Origin of the sequence: Streptomyces sp. NPDC100445 (assembly GCF_044759735.1) — a bacterium.
Taxonomy (GTDB): Bacteria; Actinomycetota; Actinomycetes; order Streptomycetales; family Streptomycetaceae; genus Streptomyces.
The window spans coordinates 24281-37200 of record NZ_JBIVZV010000011.1 but is presented as its reverse complement, the minus strand read 5'-3'; the positions used below and the strand labels follow the sequence as shown (position 1 = coordinate 37200).

Below are 12920 nucleotides of genomic sequence, written 5' to 3'. Positions count from 1 at the left end.
GGACGGGGGCGGCGGCCCGCGCGAGGCGGCCGACGGTCGTCCGCGGGGCCCGGGTGGCCGTGCGCCACCAGGGCGTCGGCCCGTGCGTCCACGCGGGCCCCGACAGGATCGGTCATGGTGGACGGAGAAGGCGACGGCTCGCAGCCGAGGATCGAGGAGTCATGGCCGAACAGAGTGGACCGGACCCCAAGCCGCCGACGGCCGACCAGCCGCCCCAGGGGGACCTCGGACGCCGGATCGAGCGGCGGCGGCGCGAACTGGGCCTGTCGGTGGAGGACCTGGCTCACCGCGCCGGAATGGCGGCCCGTTACATCGCGCACCTGGAGAGACACAGCACGGCCGCGCCGGAAGCCGCCACGTTGCTGCGACTGGCCGGGGCGCTGGGGACCAGCCCCGGCGAACTCACCGGTGGCAACGTCGATCTGCCGCCGGGGACCGGGCGGGCCGGCGGGGCGCCTCGGGTGACGGAACTGGGCGAAGGGGACTGCCGGCGGCTGCTGTCGACACACGGTGTGGGCCGGATCGCGGTCTCCACCGACGCGGCCCCCCTGATCGTCCCTGTCAACTACAGCGTCGTCGACGACACCGTCGTCTTCCGGACCGAGCCGGGCACGGTCTCCCTCCAGGGGCTCGACCGGGAGGTGGCCTTCGAGGTCGACCGCGTGGACGACGCGCTCAGCCAGGGCTGGAGCGTCGTGGTGCGGGGCGTCGCCGAGGAGGTGACCGATCCCGACGCCGTACGCCGCCTCACCGGACAGGCCTACAGCGCGCCGTGGGCCGGCGGCGAACGGGACGTGTGGGTACGCATCACGCCGACCGCGCTGACCGGACGCCGCATCGACACCTGACGACCACGGCCGGGGAGGACCACGGCGGGGGAGGACCACGGCGGGGGAGGCCCCCCAGCGCCCCCGCGGGCCCCGGTCACGGCTCGGCCGGCGCCACGAGCGACGTCATCGGTCCGGTCCCGGCGATGGGTGGCGAGCCGATGATCAGGAATGTGCAGGGGGGAACGCGGACCCAAATTGTTCAGCCACTTGCAATCACTCTCCGTAATTTATCCGCTGCTCATGGTAGTCATTCGGTGTCCGGCGGTCACCGATCCCGGGCCGCCGTCCCCGGGTCGTGCTGGCAGTGGTCCGGCGGTGAAATCGCCAGCCAGCCGAGGAGTCGCATGTCCGAGCAGGACGCAGTCGAGATCGAAACAGCCTCCGGCAGGGTCTCCGGACTGAGGGCGGAGGACCACGTCCGGTTCCTCGGCATCCCCTACGCCGCCGCGCCGGTCGGCGAACTCCGCTTCGCCGCGCCCCGACCGCCCGCGCCCTGGACGGGCGTACGCGCCGCGCACGCCTTCGGTCCGACAGCGCCCAAGCCCCCGCTGGGCGGCCGGCTGGGCGAGATCGTCTCCGATCCGGACGTGGAAGGCCCCGACTGCCTGAACCTGAACGTCTGGACGCCCGATCCCGCGGAATCCGGGCTGCCGGTGCTGGTCTGGATCCACGGCGGCGGGTTCACCACCGGTTCCTCGGCGGTGCCCTCCTACGACGGCGCGACGTTCGCCCGTGACGGTGTGGTGTGCGTCAGCCTCAACTACCGGCTCGGTGTGTACGGTTTCGGCTACCTGCCGGACGCTCCCGCACCGGCCAACCGCGGTCTGCTGGACCAGATCGCCGCGCTGCGATGGGTCCAGGACAACATCGCCGCCTTCGGCGGGGACCCGGGCAGGGTGACCGTGGCCGGTGAGTCCGCCGGCGCGATGAGCATCCTCGCGCTGATGTCCCGCGACGACGGGCTGTTCCACAGGGCCATCGTGCAGAGCGGCACCGCCCACCTCGGCCAGACCCCCCAGGACGCGGCCAAGGTGCTCAAGCATGTCGCCGACGAACTCAAGGTCGAGCCCACCGCCCGGGCGCTGGGAGGTGTGGACACCGACGCCCTGCTCGCCGCGCAGAACCTGGTCAGCGGCAACATCAGCGTCAGCCCGAACAAGGCCAAGTACGGCGAGAGCACCATGGCCGCCTGCGGACTGGCGTTCATGCCGGTCGTCGACGGCGACGTCCTGCCCCGCCGCCCCATCGACGCCCTCGCCGACGGTGCGGGCAGTACCGTCGAGCTGCTGATGGGCACCACCACCGAGGAGTTCCGCCTCTTCGTCCTCACCCAGCCCCTCCTGGTGAACCTCGACAGCAAGATCATGTACAACGCGCACCTGGCCGCCTACAGCGTTCCCAGCGGCACGTGGGACGAGTACGCCAAGGGCGGCAGCGCCACCTACCCCCGGGCCAAGGCGTACGACGTGGCCTGCGCCGTGTTCACCGAGCGCATGTTCCGCATCCCCACCTACCGCATCGCCGAGGCCCGAGCCCGAGTGGACGCGGCCCCCACCCACCTGTACGAGTTCGGCTGGCGCTCGCGGGTCGCGCCCAACGACCGGCAGGTCGGCGTCGGCGCCTGCCACAGCCTGGACCTGCCGTTCGCCTGGGACACCCTGGACCTGGCCGACAGTCAGAAGTTCACCGGCCCCAACCCTCCGCAAGCCCTGGCCGACACCCTCCACCGGGCGTGGGCCGACTTCGCCCAGGGCGCGGACGTGCCCTGGGCCGCCTACGACACCGACAACCGCCCGGTCATGGCCTACGCCCACGACAACGACGACACCGCTCACCACGTCGTCCAGGACCCCCGCGGCAGCGAGCGCAAATGGTGGGACGGACACCCCGCGACCGCGTGACGGGCGAGCCGACCGGCACCCGGCGACCGCTCACCCGTCGGCGGCGTGCCGCCGACGGGCAGGTCCGCGCGGACGTCCGGTCGTCCCCGCCTCGCCGCGGCCGCTACCTCGTGCCGTTGTGGTCGGCGAGGGACGGCGGCTGGACGTGCGGATGGGTGGTGCGGTCCGTCTCGTCCTGCACGAGCAGGGAGAGGAGGGCGGCGACGGACAGGCCGGCTTCCGCCGGGTGCCGCAGCACCCGGTCCGGTTCGATGCGGTAGGTGTTCGTGCGTCCGTCGCGGGTGTGGGAGAGGTAACCGTCCTGTTCGAGGTCGGAGATGATCCGCTGTACCGCGCGCTCGGTCAGCCGGCAGCGAACGGCGATGTCGCGGATGCGGATGTTCGGGTTGTCAGCGATGGCTGCCAACACGCGCGCGTGATTGGTGATGAACGTCCATCCGGTGTGGGACTCGGGCACTCCGACCATGCCCACATTTTAGGCAGCGTCATTGCCGGAACCCAAATACATGACATACTTTTCGCGCATCAGATGACGTGTTCCGGATCGGAGCGCCACAGGAAGGGTCCGTAACGGTGTGCTTGGACGAAGTCGTCGCCGTGAGCAAGGGCGGCAGGGGTGAACAGTCACCTGGCTCGGACGGTGGTGTCCGAGCCGAGCAGCGCGTGGCGGTCGCGCAGTACGCGTGGCGCGGCGTATGGACCGTCGTCGCACACGGCCCCTGCGACGAGCAGACGGTCACCCCGCTGGCGCACGCGCTGGACACCGCGGCCAAGAACCACGCGACGGTCGTCCTGGACGCCTCCGGCATCACCTTCGCGGACTCGGCGCTGCTGAACCTGCTGATCCTCACGCACCGGGCGACCGACCTGCGTGTGGTGGCGCCGGGGCCCCAGCTTCGGCGGCTGCTGGAGATCACCGGGGTCGACACCGTCCTGCGGATACGGGCGACGGTCGACGACGCCGTTTCCGCCGAGTGACCCCGAACCGCTGACCCGAGGCGCCCCGGCTCACCCGTAAGGGTGGCCATGTCGGGACATCGCCCGTCACGGGCAGGGAGGCGATACACCTCTCCTGCCGTTCCGTGTGGCAACGAGTGGTACCGGCGCACCGGCCGCTACCGAGCCGGAAGCAGCCGGTCACTGTCCCCGTTCCGTGCCTCGGCCACCCCGCGCGTACGGAGCTGATCCCCTGTCCGGCGTGCCCGGGCGCGCCCCTCGGGCACGACCGGGCGCGGTTGCGCGGACCGGCGGGCGGATCAGGAGCCGTTGAGCTGGGATGCCTTGGGCACCTTGTTCTTCACCTCGGCGCCCGCGCTCTTCCCGGCGTCCTTCACCTGGTTGATGATGTCGTCGTAGCTGTTGACGGTGCCGTCGGTGGACTTGCCCTTGCGCAGTTTGGCGGGCAGCGCCTTCAGCGACGCGATGCCCGCGCTGAGCGGGGCCAGCGCCTTGGAGAGGGCGGGATCGCCCTGGGCGTTGCGGACGGCCGCCTTGAGCCGGTTGTAGGCGAACGCCCCGGCGACGGCGGCCTTGACCAGCGCCAGCCGACGGCCGTGTGCGCCCTTCTTGAACTTGCCTGCCTTGTACGGCTTGACGATCCACTGGTAGGTGGCGCCGGCGGCCAGGGCCGCGTCCGCCACGAAGCGTGTCTTGGCGAACTTGCGTTTCTCCGTGGAGGTGCTCGGGCTGGGTACGGGATCGGCGGCCGCGACGGTGGCGACGTTCCGCGCCGTGTGCTGGGGGGCGGCATAGGCCGTCGACCCCGCGAGCAGGGCGCAGCACAAGGTGAGCGCCACGGTCAGGCGCCGGATCGGTACGGGCATGGGTCTTCTCCCCGCGATAGAGGACACAGCACGCCCCGGCGGGATCGGTCACCGCCGAAGCGGATGGCTCCCCACCAGGCTCACCCGTGCACGCGGAGTACGCCACTCGATCGGGTGATCGGCGCCACCCGATGTGCCGCGGAGGTGGGAAACCCCCAGGTGAAGAGCGGCCGTCATCGGGGGGCGCGAGCCAGGTGTGCGCGCCGTGCACACCTGACGGGTCGTCATATCACCATTGCTCTTGGATCGTCGTGGCCGTGCGCTCCCGTGCCCGATAGTGGGCACCAGCACCACGAGAACAGGCGACGAGGAGGCCCAGGGATGACACGCCCGATCACGGCAGGGGTGGACGGTACGGAGGAGAGTCTGGCCGCGCTGGACTGGGCGGCCCGGGAGGCCGTCCGCCGGGGGGTTCCGCTGCGCGTGGTCCACGCGTGGCGGTACGCCGAGACGCTCGCCGACGCCGACCGGGACACCCAGCACGGGTGGGTGTCCCAGGGTGTCTCCGAGGCCGTGCGCGTCGTCACCGGGCGGCACCCGGACCTGACGGTGGACGTCGCCGTGGTGGAGGGCGGGCCCGCTCAGGCGCTGGCCGGCGCGGCGGCCGACGCCGAGATGCTGGTGCTGGGTTCGCGCGGGCACGGACCCGTGGTCGGCTTCCTGCTCGGCTCGGTCGGCCAGCAGGTCATCGCGGAGGCGGCCCGGCCCGTGGTGCTGGTACGCGCGAAGGACGAGGCGGCGGCCGAGGCGGCCGGACGGGACGTCCTGGTCGGCCAGCAGGGCTCGCCGGAGGACAGCGCGGCGGCACTGCGGTTCGCCTTCGAGACGGCCGCGGCCCGCGGCGCGACCGTCCGGGCCGTCCGGGCGTGGACGTTGCCGCCGGTGTTCGCCTACAGCCCCGGCTCGCTCCGGCTGCTGGACGACGCGGGCGGTCTCGAACCGTACGAGCGGCAGTCGCTGGCCGAGGCCGTGCGGCCCTGGCGGGAGCGGTTCCCCGACGTGCCGGTGGCGGAGCACGTCGAGATGGGCAGCGCGGGCCAGGTGCTGCTGTCGCTGGCCGGGCGGGCGCAACTGGTCGTCGTCGGGCGCCGGGCACACCGCACGGCCGTCGGCGCCCGGATCGGCTCGGTCGCGCACGGCGTGCTGCACCACGCGGACTGCCCGGTGGCCGTCGTGCCGCACGTCTGAGCCGCGGGACGGGCTACGCGGGTTCCGTCGGCTCCAGGGTGGTCCGCGCCTTCGGCAGCACCCGCTCGATGTAGTCCGTGACGGCGGTGTCCAGGCCTATGTCGTGCTGGGCGCGCTCGGACAGGTACCAGCGGTGTTCGAGGAGTTCGTGGTAGATCTCGGCCGGGTCCATGGAGCCGCGCAACTCGGGCGGCACCGCCCGCACGGTCGGCCGGAACACGTCCCGCACCCAGCGGTGCGCCAGCACCTCCGGGCGGGCGGCGAGCGGGTCGGCCGGGGCGTAGTCGTCCTGGGTGGCCATCCAGCTCTCCAGGTCGTTCAGCAGCCGCCGCGCCTGGTTCTCCTCGGCGTCCAGCCCCGTCAGCCGCAGCAGCTGCCGCTGGTGGTGGCCGGCGTCGACGACCTTCGGCACGAAGGTGACGGTGTCGCCGGTGGGGGAGTGCTCGATCTGCATCTCGGCCACGTCGAAACCGAGGTCGTTCAGGCGGCGGATGCGGCGCTCGATGTAGTGGTACTTGCCCGCCGGGTACACCGAGGTGCGGGTCAGCTCCTGCCACAGCCCCTGGTAGCGGGTGACGATCTCGTGGCCGAAGTCGACCGGGTCGACGGAGGGGTGGAGCGCGCCGGACGCCTCCAGGTCCAGCAGCTCGCCGCTGATGTTGACCCGCGCCAGGTCGAGGTCGTACTCCCGCTGACCCGGACTGAGTCGGGGGTGCAGGTCGCCGGTCTCGGCGTCGACCAGGTAGGCCGCGTAGGCGCCGGCGTCCCGCCGGAACAGGGTGTTGGACAGCGAGCAGTCGCCCCAGGCGAACCCGGCGAGGTGGAGCCGCACCAGCAGGACGGCGAGGGCGTCCATCAGCCGGTGCATGGTCGCCGGGCGCATCGTCGTCTCGAACATCGACCGGTACGGCAGCGAGCCGCGCAGGTGCCGGGTGACCAGCACCGGTTCCAGCGGCGCGCCGGAGCGGCCGGCCCGCCCGGTGACGACGGCCAGCGGGTCGACGGCGGGGATGCCCAGCCGGTCCAGGTCGCGCAGCAGCTCGTACTCGCGCAGCGCGGGCCGTTCGGCGAGTTCCTTGACGGCGATCACCTCGTCGCCGGCGCGCGCGTACCGCACGACGTGCCGGGAGATGCCGCGGGGGAGCGGCACGAGGTACTCCTCGGGCCACTCCTCCAGCGGCGTGTCCCAGGGCAGGGCTAGCAGCAGCGCGGGGTGCTCCGGGTTCGTGGCGTTGATCTGCAAGGCCATGGCACGAACCTTACGGCCTCGTACGCCTGTTCCCCGAGGCGTGGGCCGCGGCCCGCTCGGCGGCGGCCCGCACCGGTCCGCGGTGCGCGGGACCGTGCCCGGGCAGCAGCGTGTCGCCGTCGAGCGCGGCGATCAGCTCCAGGGAGGCGACCGCCCGGGCGCGCTCGTGGTGGAAGAAGCCCGGCAGCAGTTGCGGGCCCTTGATCCGCGAGGTGGCGTGCCCGGTGACCAGGGCGTCCCCGGAGATGACGATGCCCGCTCCGGGCAGGTGGTAGACGCAGTGGCCGTCCGTGTGGCCGGGGGTGTGGACCGGGACCGGCCGGCCCGGAAGGTCGAGCGGGCCCTCGGCCGGGAACGGTTCGGGCGCGGTGACGGGGTGCTGCTCGGTGCCGCCGACGCGCACGACGTGCGCCGCCCAGGGCAGGACGCCGGGCCGCCACGCGTTGCGGACCACGTCGGCCAGGGTCGCCTGCTGGAGGAAGTCCCGCCGGGCGTGCGGGACCTCGGCGGGGTGCAGCAGGACCGGCGTGCCGTGGGTGGCGCGCAGGTGCTCGGCGGAGCCCAGGTGGTCGTTGTGGGCGTGGGTGATCAGGACGGCCGTGACCGCCTCCGGTGAACCGCCCACCTCCGCCAGGGACTCCAGCAGACCCTGCCGGTCCCCGGGGTAGCCGGTGTCGACGAGGGTGAGGGCGTCACCGTCCTTGAGGATGACCCAGTTGGTGTGGTGGCCGTGCACCAGGTAGGTGCCTTCGGCGACTTGGCGTACGTAGGCCGGCATGTTCTCCCCGAGCGCTGGGCGGTGGTGGTCGGGGACAGCCAACCAGACGGGGGGACGGTCGCGGACCGAGGACCCGGACGCGCCGGGTCCCGGGGGAGGTCAGCGCACGCCGTGCGGCCGGAACTGGATGCTGACGCGCGGCCCGGCGGCCCGGGTGCTCTTGGGCACGCAGTGCTCCCAGGTGCGCTGGCAGGAACCGCCCATCACGATGAGGTCGCCGTGGCCGAGGGGCCGCCGCAGCGTGCCGCCACCTCCGCCGACCGGGCGCAGCAGCAGCTCCCGGGGCGCGCCGACGGAGAGGATCGCGACCATGGTGTCCTGGCGTCCGCCCCGGCCGATCCGGTCGCCGTGCCAGGCCACGCTGTCCCGGCCGTCGCGGTAGAGGCACAGCCCGGCCGTGGTGAAGGGCTCGCCCAGTTCCTCGGCGTAGTGCCGGGAAAGGGCTGCGCGGGCGTCGTGAAGGACCGGGTGGGGGAGCGGGTCCGCCGCGCCGTAGAAGGCCAGCAGGCGGGGCACGGCCACCACGTGGTCGTACATCGCCCGGCGCTCCGCCCGCCACGGGACGTCCGCCGCCAGCCGCCCGAACAGGGCGTCGGCCCCGCTCAGCCAGCCGGGCAGCACGTCGATCCAGGCGCCGGCGCCCAGCTCGGTGCGGCGCAGCCCGTCGAGCGGGCCGAGCCGCAGCTCGTCGGTCTGGTCGAACAGGGAGCCCTGGAGGTGCGTGGCCATGGGTCCAGCGTACTCCGTAATCGAAAATACGTTCCCATTCGATCACCCCGTCCGGCGGTGACCTGCCGGAAGCCCTTTCGATACATCGATGCATCCGATACATTCATGTATCGAACGGAGGTCGGTCACCCATGGAGAACGCCACCCCGGGGCGCGTCACCCGGCGCCGGGGCCGCACCCGCGCCAGACTGCTCGACGCCGCGTTCCGGGTGTTCGCCGCCAAGGGCTTCGGACGGGTCTCCATCGAGGAGGTCTGCGAGGCGGCCGGGTACAGCCGGGGCGCCTTCTACTCGAACTTCGCCACCCTCGACGAGCTGTTCTTCGCCCTCTACCGGGAACGCGCCGACCTCATCGCCTCCCAGGTGGCCGACGCCCTGGCCCAGGACGGACCCGACCTGGACGTACCCGCCTCCGTGGACCGGGTCACCGAGGCGCTCCTGCTCGACGTGGACTGGCTGCTGGTCAAGACCGACTTCCTGGTGCACGCGGCCCGGGACCCGGCGGTCGCCCGCACCCTCCTCGACCACCGGGCCCGGCTCAGGCGGGCCGTCGCCGACCGGCTCCGGCGGGCCCGGGGCCACACCGCGCTCCCCGCCGCCCTGGGCGACGTGGACGGCGCCGCGCACGCCGTGGTCGCCGCGTACGACGGCGTCACCACCCAGCTCCTGCTGGACCGGGACGCCGAGGCGGCCCGGGTCTGGCTCAAGCAACTCCTCACCGCACTGCTCACGGACGGCAGCCGCACCCCCGTCTGAACCCCGGCACCGGCCGGCCCCGAGCACCGTCAGGAAGGACACAGTCGTCATGGACGCGGACGTCATCGTCGTCGGAGCGGGCCTGGCCGGCCTGGTCGCGGCACACGAACTCACCAGCCGGGGCCGCCGGGTGGCCCTGGTCGACCAGGAGAACGCCGCCAACCTCGGCGGCCAGGCGTTCTGGTCCTTCGGCGGGCTCTTCCTCGTCGACTCGCCCGAGCAGCGCCGGCTCGGCATCAAGGACTCCCTCGACCTCGCCTGGAACGACTGGCGCGGCAGCGCCCGGTTCGACCGGCTCGACGACGAGGACACCTGGGCGGCGCGCTGGGCCCGCGCCTACGTCGAGTTCGCGGCCGGCGAGAAGCGGTCCTGGCTGAAGGGGCACGGCATGGAGCTGCTGCCCACCGTCGGCTGGGCCGAGCGCGGCGACCTGCGGGCCGACGGCCACGGCAACTCCGTACCGCGCTTCCACATCGCCTGGGGCACCGGCACCGGCGTGGTCGAACCCTTCGTGCGGTACGCCCGGCAGGCGGCCCGCGACGGACTGCTGACCTTCCACCACCGCCACCGGGTGGACGAGCTGGTCGTCGAGGGCGGCACGGCGCGCGGGGTGCGGGGGACCGTGCTCACCCCCGACGACTCCCCGCGCGGCGTCGCCTCCGGCCGCGAACGGGCCGGCGACTTCGAACTGACCGCCCAGGCCGTCGTCGTCACCACCGGCGGGATCGGCGCGAACCACGACATCATCCGCCGGTACTGGCCCGAGCGGCTCGGCACACCCCCCGCCCGGATGGTCACCGGCGTCCCGGCCCACGTCGACGGCCGCATGCTCGACATCAGCGCCGCGGCCGGCGTACGCCTCGTGAACCGCGACCGCATGTGGCACTACACCGAGGGCCTGGAGAACTGGGACCCGGTCTGGCCCGGCCACGGCATCCGCATCCTGCCCGGCCCCTCCTCCGTCTGGCTCGACGCCCTCGGCCGCCGGCTGCCCGACCCCTGCCTGCCCGGCTACGACACCCTCGGCACCCTCAGGCACCTGCGCACCACCGGGGACATCGCCGCGCACGACCACTCCTGGTTCGTCCTCACCCGGAAGATCATCGAGAAGGAGTTCGCGCTCTCCGGGTCCGAGCAGAACCCCGACATCACCGCCGGGGACCGCAAGGCCGTGCTGCGCGACCGGCTGCTCGGCAAGGGCGCCCCCGGACCGGTGCGGGCCTTCCTCGACCACGGCGCCGACTTCGTCACCGCCCGGACCCTCGAACAGCTCGTCACCAAGATGAACGCCCTCACCGGCGAGGACCTGCTGGACGCGGCCGAGGTGCGCCGTCAGATCGAGGCCCGCGACCTCCAGATCGCCAACCCCTACAGCAAGGACGCCCAGGTCCAGGGCATCCGCAATGCCCGCCGCTACATCGGTGACCGGCTCGGCCGGGTCGCCGCCCCGCACCGCATCCTCGACCCGGACGCGGGCCCCCTCATCGGGGTCCGGCTGCACGTGCTGACCCGCAAGACCCTCGGCGGCATCCAGACCGACCTCGACTCCCGCGCCCTCGGTACCGACGGCACGCCCATCGGCGGGCTCTACGCGGCGGGTGAGGTGGCCGGGTTCGGCGGCGGCGGCGTCCACGGCTACAACGCCCTGGAGGGCACCTTCCTCGGCGGCTGCCTGTTCTCGGGCCGGGCGGCGGGCCGGCACGCCGCCTCGCTCACCGCCTGAACCGTCAGTCGCGCAGCAGGTCCAGCAGGACGTGCGCGTGGCTCCTGTCCGGCGCCTTCGACGCCGTCAGCAGCGTCACCGGCCCCCCGCGGGCCGCCTCCCGGAGGCCGTCGAGCAGCGCGGCGGCCTCCGGGGCGCCCAGCTCCGCCTCGTACCGGCGGCGGAACTCCTCGTACCCGCCCTCGCCGGCGTGGTACCAGCGGCGCAGCTCGGTGGACGGGGTCAGTGGCTTGGCCCACCGGTCCACGTGCGCCGCGTCCTTGGCGAGGCCGCGCGGCCACAACCGGTCGACCAGCACGCGCAGGCCGTCGTCCGGCTCGGGCGGTTCGTAGATCCGGCGCAGGCGGACGCTCACGCTGGGGCCCCTCTCGGGTCGTGGACGCTCCCGCGAGCGTACTGCGGCACGCCCCGCCCACCGCTCCGCGACGCGGCACGACTTGACCGGAACAAGGGGGAGACCAGGGCCCCGTCCAACCTAGTCTGGCGGCCGAACGATCACCGGCCACCCCGGAGGAGCACACATGACGCCACCGCGCAGACGACCCGCCCGACGCCGTACCGCCGCCCTCGCCACCGTCCCCCTCGCCGTCGCGGCCCTCATCGGCGCCGCCGGACCCGCCGCCCCGGGCACCACCGGCGCGCCCGGCGCGGGCGACCCGTACTTCCCGCTGAGCGGCAACGGCGGCTACCACGTCCGCCACTACGGCCTGACACTCCGGTACGACACCGCCTCCCGCCGGCTCGACGCCACCGCCGTCCTCACCGCCCGCGCCACCCAGCGGCTCACCCGCTTCGACCTCGACCTGTCGGGCCTGACCGTCACCTCCGTCGCCGTCGACCACGCCCCGGCGGCGTTCCGGCGCGACGGCCAGGAACTCGTCGTCACCCCGCGCCACGCCCCGCGCCGGGGCCGGGAGTTCCGCGTCACGGTCGCCTACCACGGCACCCCGCGGCCGGTCACCGACCCCGACGGCTCCGCCGACGGCTGGATCCCCACCGACGACGGCGCGTTCGTCGCGGGCGAGCCGCAGGGCGCGATGACCTGGTTCCCGGCCGACAACCACCCCAAGGACAAGGCGTCGTACGACTTCACCATCACCGTGCCGCGGGGCCGCACCGCCGTCGCCAACGGTGTCCTGCTCGGGCAGCGCACCGCCCACGGCCGGACCACCTTCCGCTGGCGCGAGACCCGGCCCATGGCCGCCTACCTGGCCACCGCCACCATCGGGAAGTTCCAGGTCGAGCGGTACACCACCCGCGACGGCGTCCAGGTGTACAACGCCGTGGACCCGCGGGAGGCGCGGGCCGCCGCTCCCGTCCTCAAGAAGCTGCCCTCCGTACTGGAGTGGGAGAGTGGGCTGTTCGGGCCCTACCCGTACCGGGCCGCGGGCTCGATCGTCGACCACGCGCCCGACGTCGGCTACGCGCTGGAGACCCAGACCCGGCCGCTCTACGACTCCGCGCCCGACCTCGCCACCCTCGTCCACGAGAGCGCCCACCAGTGGTTCGGCGACTCCGTCTCCCTGACCGGCTGGAAGGACATCTGGCTCAACGAGGGGTTCGCCACCTACGCCGAGTGGCTCTACACCGAGCAGCACGGCGGCCGCACCGCCCAGCGGGCCTTCGACGCCCTCTACGCCCGCCCCGCGGGCGACGCCCTGTGGGCCTACCCGCCGGGCGACCCCGGCGGCGGCGCCCGCCTCTTCGGCACCCCCGTCTACGCGCGCGGCGCCATGGCGCTGCACGAACTGCGCCGGGCCGTCGGCGACCGGGACTTCCTGCGCGTGCTGCGCGCCTGGGCCGGGCGGCACCGCGACGGGCACGGCACGACGGCCCAGTTCGTGAGGCTTGCCGAGCGGACCTCGGGGAAGAGGCTGGAAGGGCTGTTCCACACCTGGCTGTACACGCGGGGGAAGCCGGACAGCGCCTGAACCCTGACCACTT

Annotated in this window: 13 protein-coding genes; 7 read left to right on the top strand and 6 right to left on the bottom strand. The window is 73.4% G+C overall.

The annotated features are described in order from the left end of the window. The first annotated feature begins 161 nt into the window (after nt 1–161). Nucleotides 162–848 carry a helix-turn-helix domain-containing protein gene (locus tag ACIQVT_RS24620; protein WP_403757879.1) on the top strand — a complete coding sequence of 229 codons (687 nt, stop codon included), beginning with the start codon at nt 162–164 and terminating at the stop codon, nt 846–848. Nucleotides 849–1174: 326 nt separating this feature from the next. Beyond that, nucleotides 1175–2731 carry a carboxylesterase/lipase family protein gene (locus ACIQVT_RS24615; RefSeq protein WP_403758650.1) on the top strand — a complete coding sequence of 519 codons (1557 nt, stop codon included), beginning with the start codon at nt 1175–1177 and terminating at the stop codon, nt 2729–2731. Between the two features lie 103 nt (nt 2732–2834). Here the strand turns inward: ACIQVT_RS24615 and ACIQVT_RS24610 are convergent, their stop codons facing one another. After that, nucleotides 2835–3197, bottom strand: coding sequence for a helix-turn-helix transcriptional regulator (locus ACIQVT_RS24610; protein ID WP_403757876.1), 363 nt, complete (start codon nt 3195–3197; stop codon nt 2835–2837). Between the two features lie 107 nt (nt 3198–3304). Here ACIQVT_RS24610 and ACIQVT_RS24605 point away from each other — a divergent pair, with 107 nt between their 5' ends. After that, nucleotides 3305–3709: an STAS domain-containing protein gene (locus ACIQVT_RS24605; protein ID WP_403757873.1), complete on the top strand. Its 405-nt coding sequence runs from the start codon at nt 3305–3307 to the stop codon at nt 3707–3709. Between the two features lie 278 nt (nt 3710–3987). Here ACIQVT_RS24605 and ACIQVT_RS24600 read toward each other — a convergent pair whose 3' ends face one another. Next, the gene (locus ACIQVT_RS24600) at nt 3988–4554 is read right to left on the bottom strand and encodes a hypothetical protein (RefSeq protein ID WP_403757870.1); all 567 of its coding nucleotides are present in this window, start codon (nt 4552–4554) and stop codon (nt 3988–3990) included. 321 nt (nt 4555–4875) lie between these two features. On the opposite strand from ACIQVT_RS24600, the gene ACIQVT_RS24595 reads away from it, so the two are divergent. Continuing rightward, a complete protein-coding gene (locus ACIQVT_RS24595) occupies nt 4876–5742 on the top strand; it encodes a universal stress protein (RefSeq protein ID WP_403757867.1) in 867 nt (288 codons plus the stop codon). A 13-nt stretch (nt 5743–5755) separates the two neighbouring features. Here the strand turns inward: ACIQVT_RS24595 and ACIQVT_RS24590 are convergent, their stop codons facing one another. The 3 genes from ACIQVT_RS24590 to ACIQVT_RS24580 all read right to left on the bottom strand — a co-directional run bounded on the left by ACIQVT_RS24590 (nt 5756) and on the right by ACIQVT_RS24580 (nt 8498). Then, the gene (locus ACIQVT_RS24590; RefSeq protein ID WP_403757864.1) at nt 5756–6991 is read right to left on the bottom strand and encodes a DUF4032 domain-containing protein; all 1236 of its coding nucleotides are present in this window, start codon (nt 6989–6991) and stop codon (nt 5756–5758) included. Between the two features lie 10 nt (nt 6992–7001). Continuing rightward, nucleotides 7002–7769, bottom strand: coding sequence for an MBL fold metallo-hydrolase (locus ACIQVT_RS24585; RefSeq protein ID WP_403757861.1), 768 nt, complete (start codon nt 7767–7769; stop codon nt 7002–7004). 99 nt (nt 7770–7868) lie between these two features. Continuing rightward, the gene (locus ACIQVT_RS24580) at nt 7869–8498 is read right to left on the bottom strand and encodes an alpha-ketoglutarate-dependent dioxygenase AlkB (RefSeq protein ID WP_403757859.1); all 630 of its coding nucleotides are present in this window, start codon (nt 8496–8498) and stop codon (nt 7869–7871) included. 131 nt (nt 8499–8629) lie between these two features. Between ACIQVT_RS24580 and ACIQVT_RS24575 the strand changes: the two genes are divergently transcribed. Both ACIQVT_RS24575 and ACIQVT_RS24570 read left to right on the top strand, forming a co-directional pair. After that, nucleotides 8630–9253, top strand: coding sequence for a TetR/AcrR family transcriptional regulator (locus ACIQVT_RS24575; protein ID WP_403757856.1), 624 nt, complete (start codon nt 8630–8632; stop codon nt 9251–9253). A gap of 49 nt (nt 9254–9302) precedes the next feature. Beyond that, nucleotides 9303–10976 (top strand): FAD-binding dehydrogenase, encoded by a 1674-nt coding sequence (locus ACIQVT_RS24570; RefSeq protein ID WP_403757853.1) that lies wholly within the window; start codon nt 9303–9305, stop codon nt 10974–10976. 4 nt (nt 10977–10980) lie between these two features. Here the strand turns inward: ACIQVT_RS24570 and ACIQVT_RS24565 are convergent, their stop codons facing one another. After that, complete coding sequence (locus ACIQVT_RS24565; RefSeq protein ID WP_403757850.1) at nt 10981–11331, bottom strand: DUF488 domain-containing protein; 351 nt, start codon at nt 11329–11331, stop codon at nt 10981–10983. Between the two features lie 166 nt (nt 11332–11497). Here ACIQVT_RS24565 and ACIQVT_RS24560 point away from each other — a divergent pair, with 166 nt between their 5' ends. Further along, nucleotides 11498–12907, top strand: coding sequence for a M1 family metallopeptidase (locus ACIQVT_RS24560; protein WP_403757847.1), 1410 nt, complete (start codon nt 11498–11500; stop codon nt 12905–12907). Nucleotides 12908–12920: the final 13 nt, after the last annotated feature.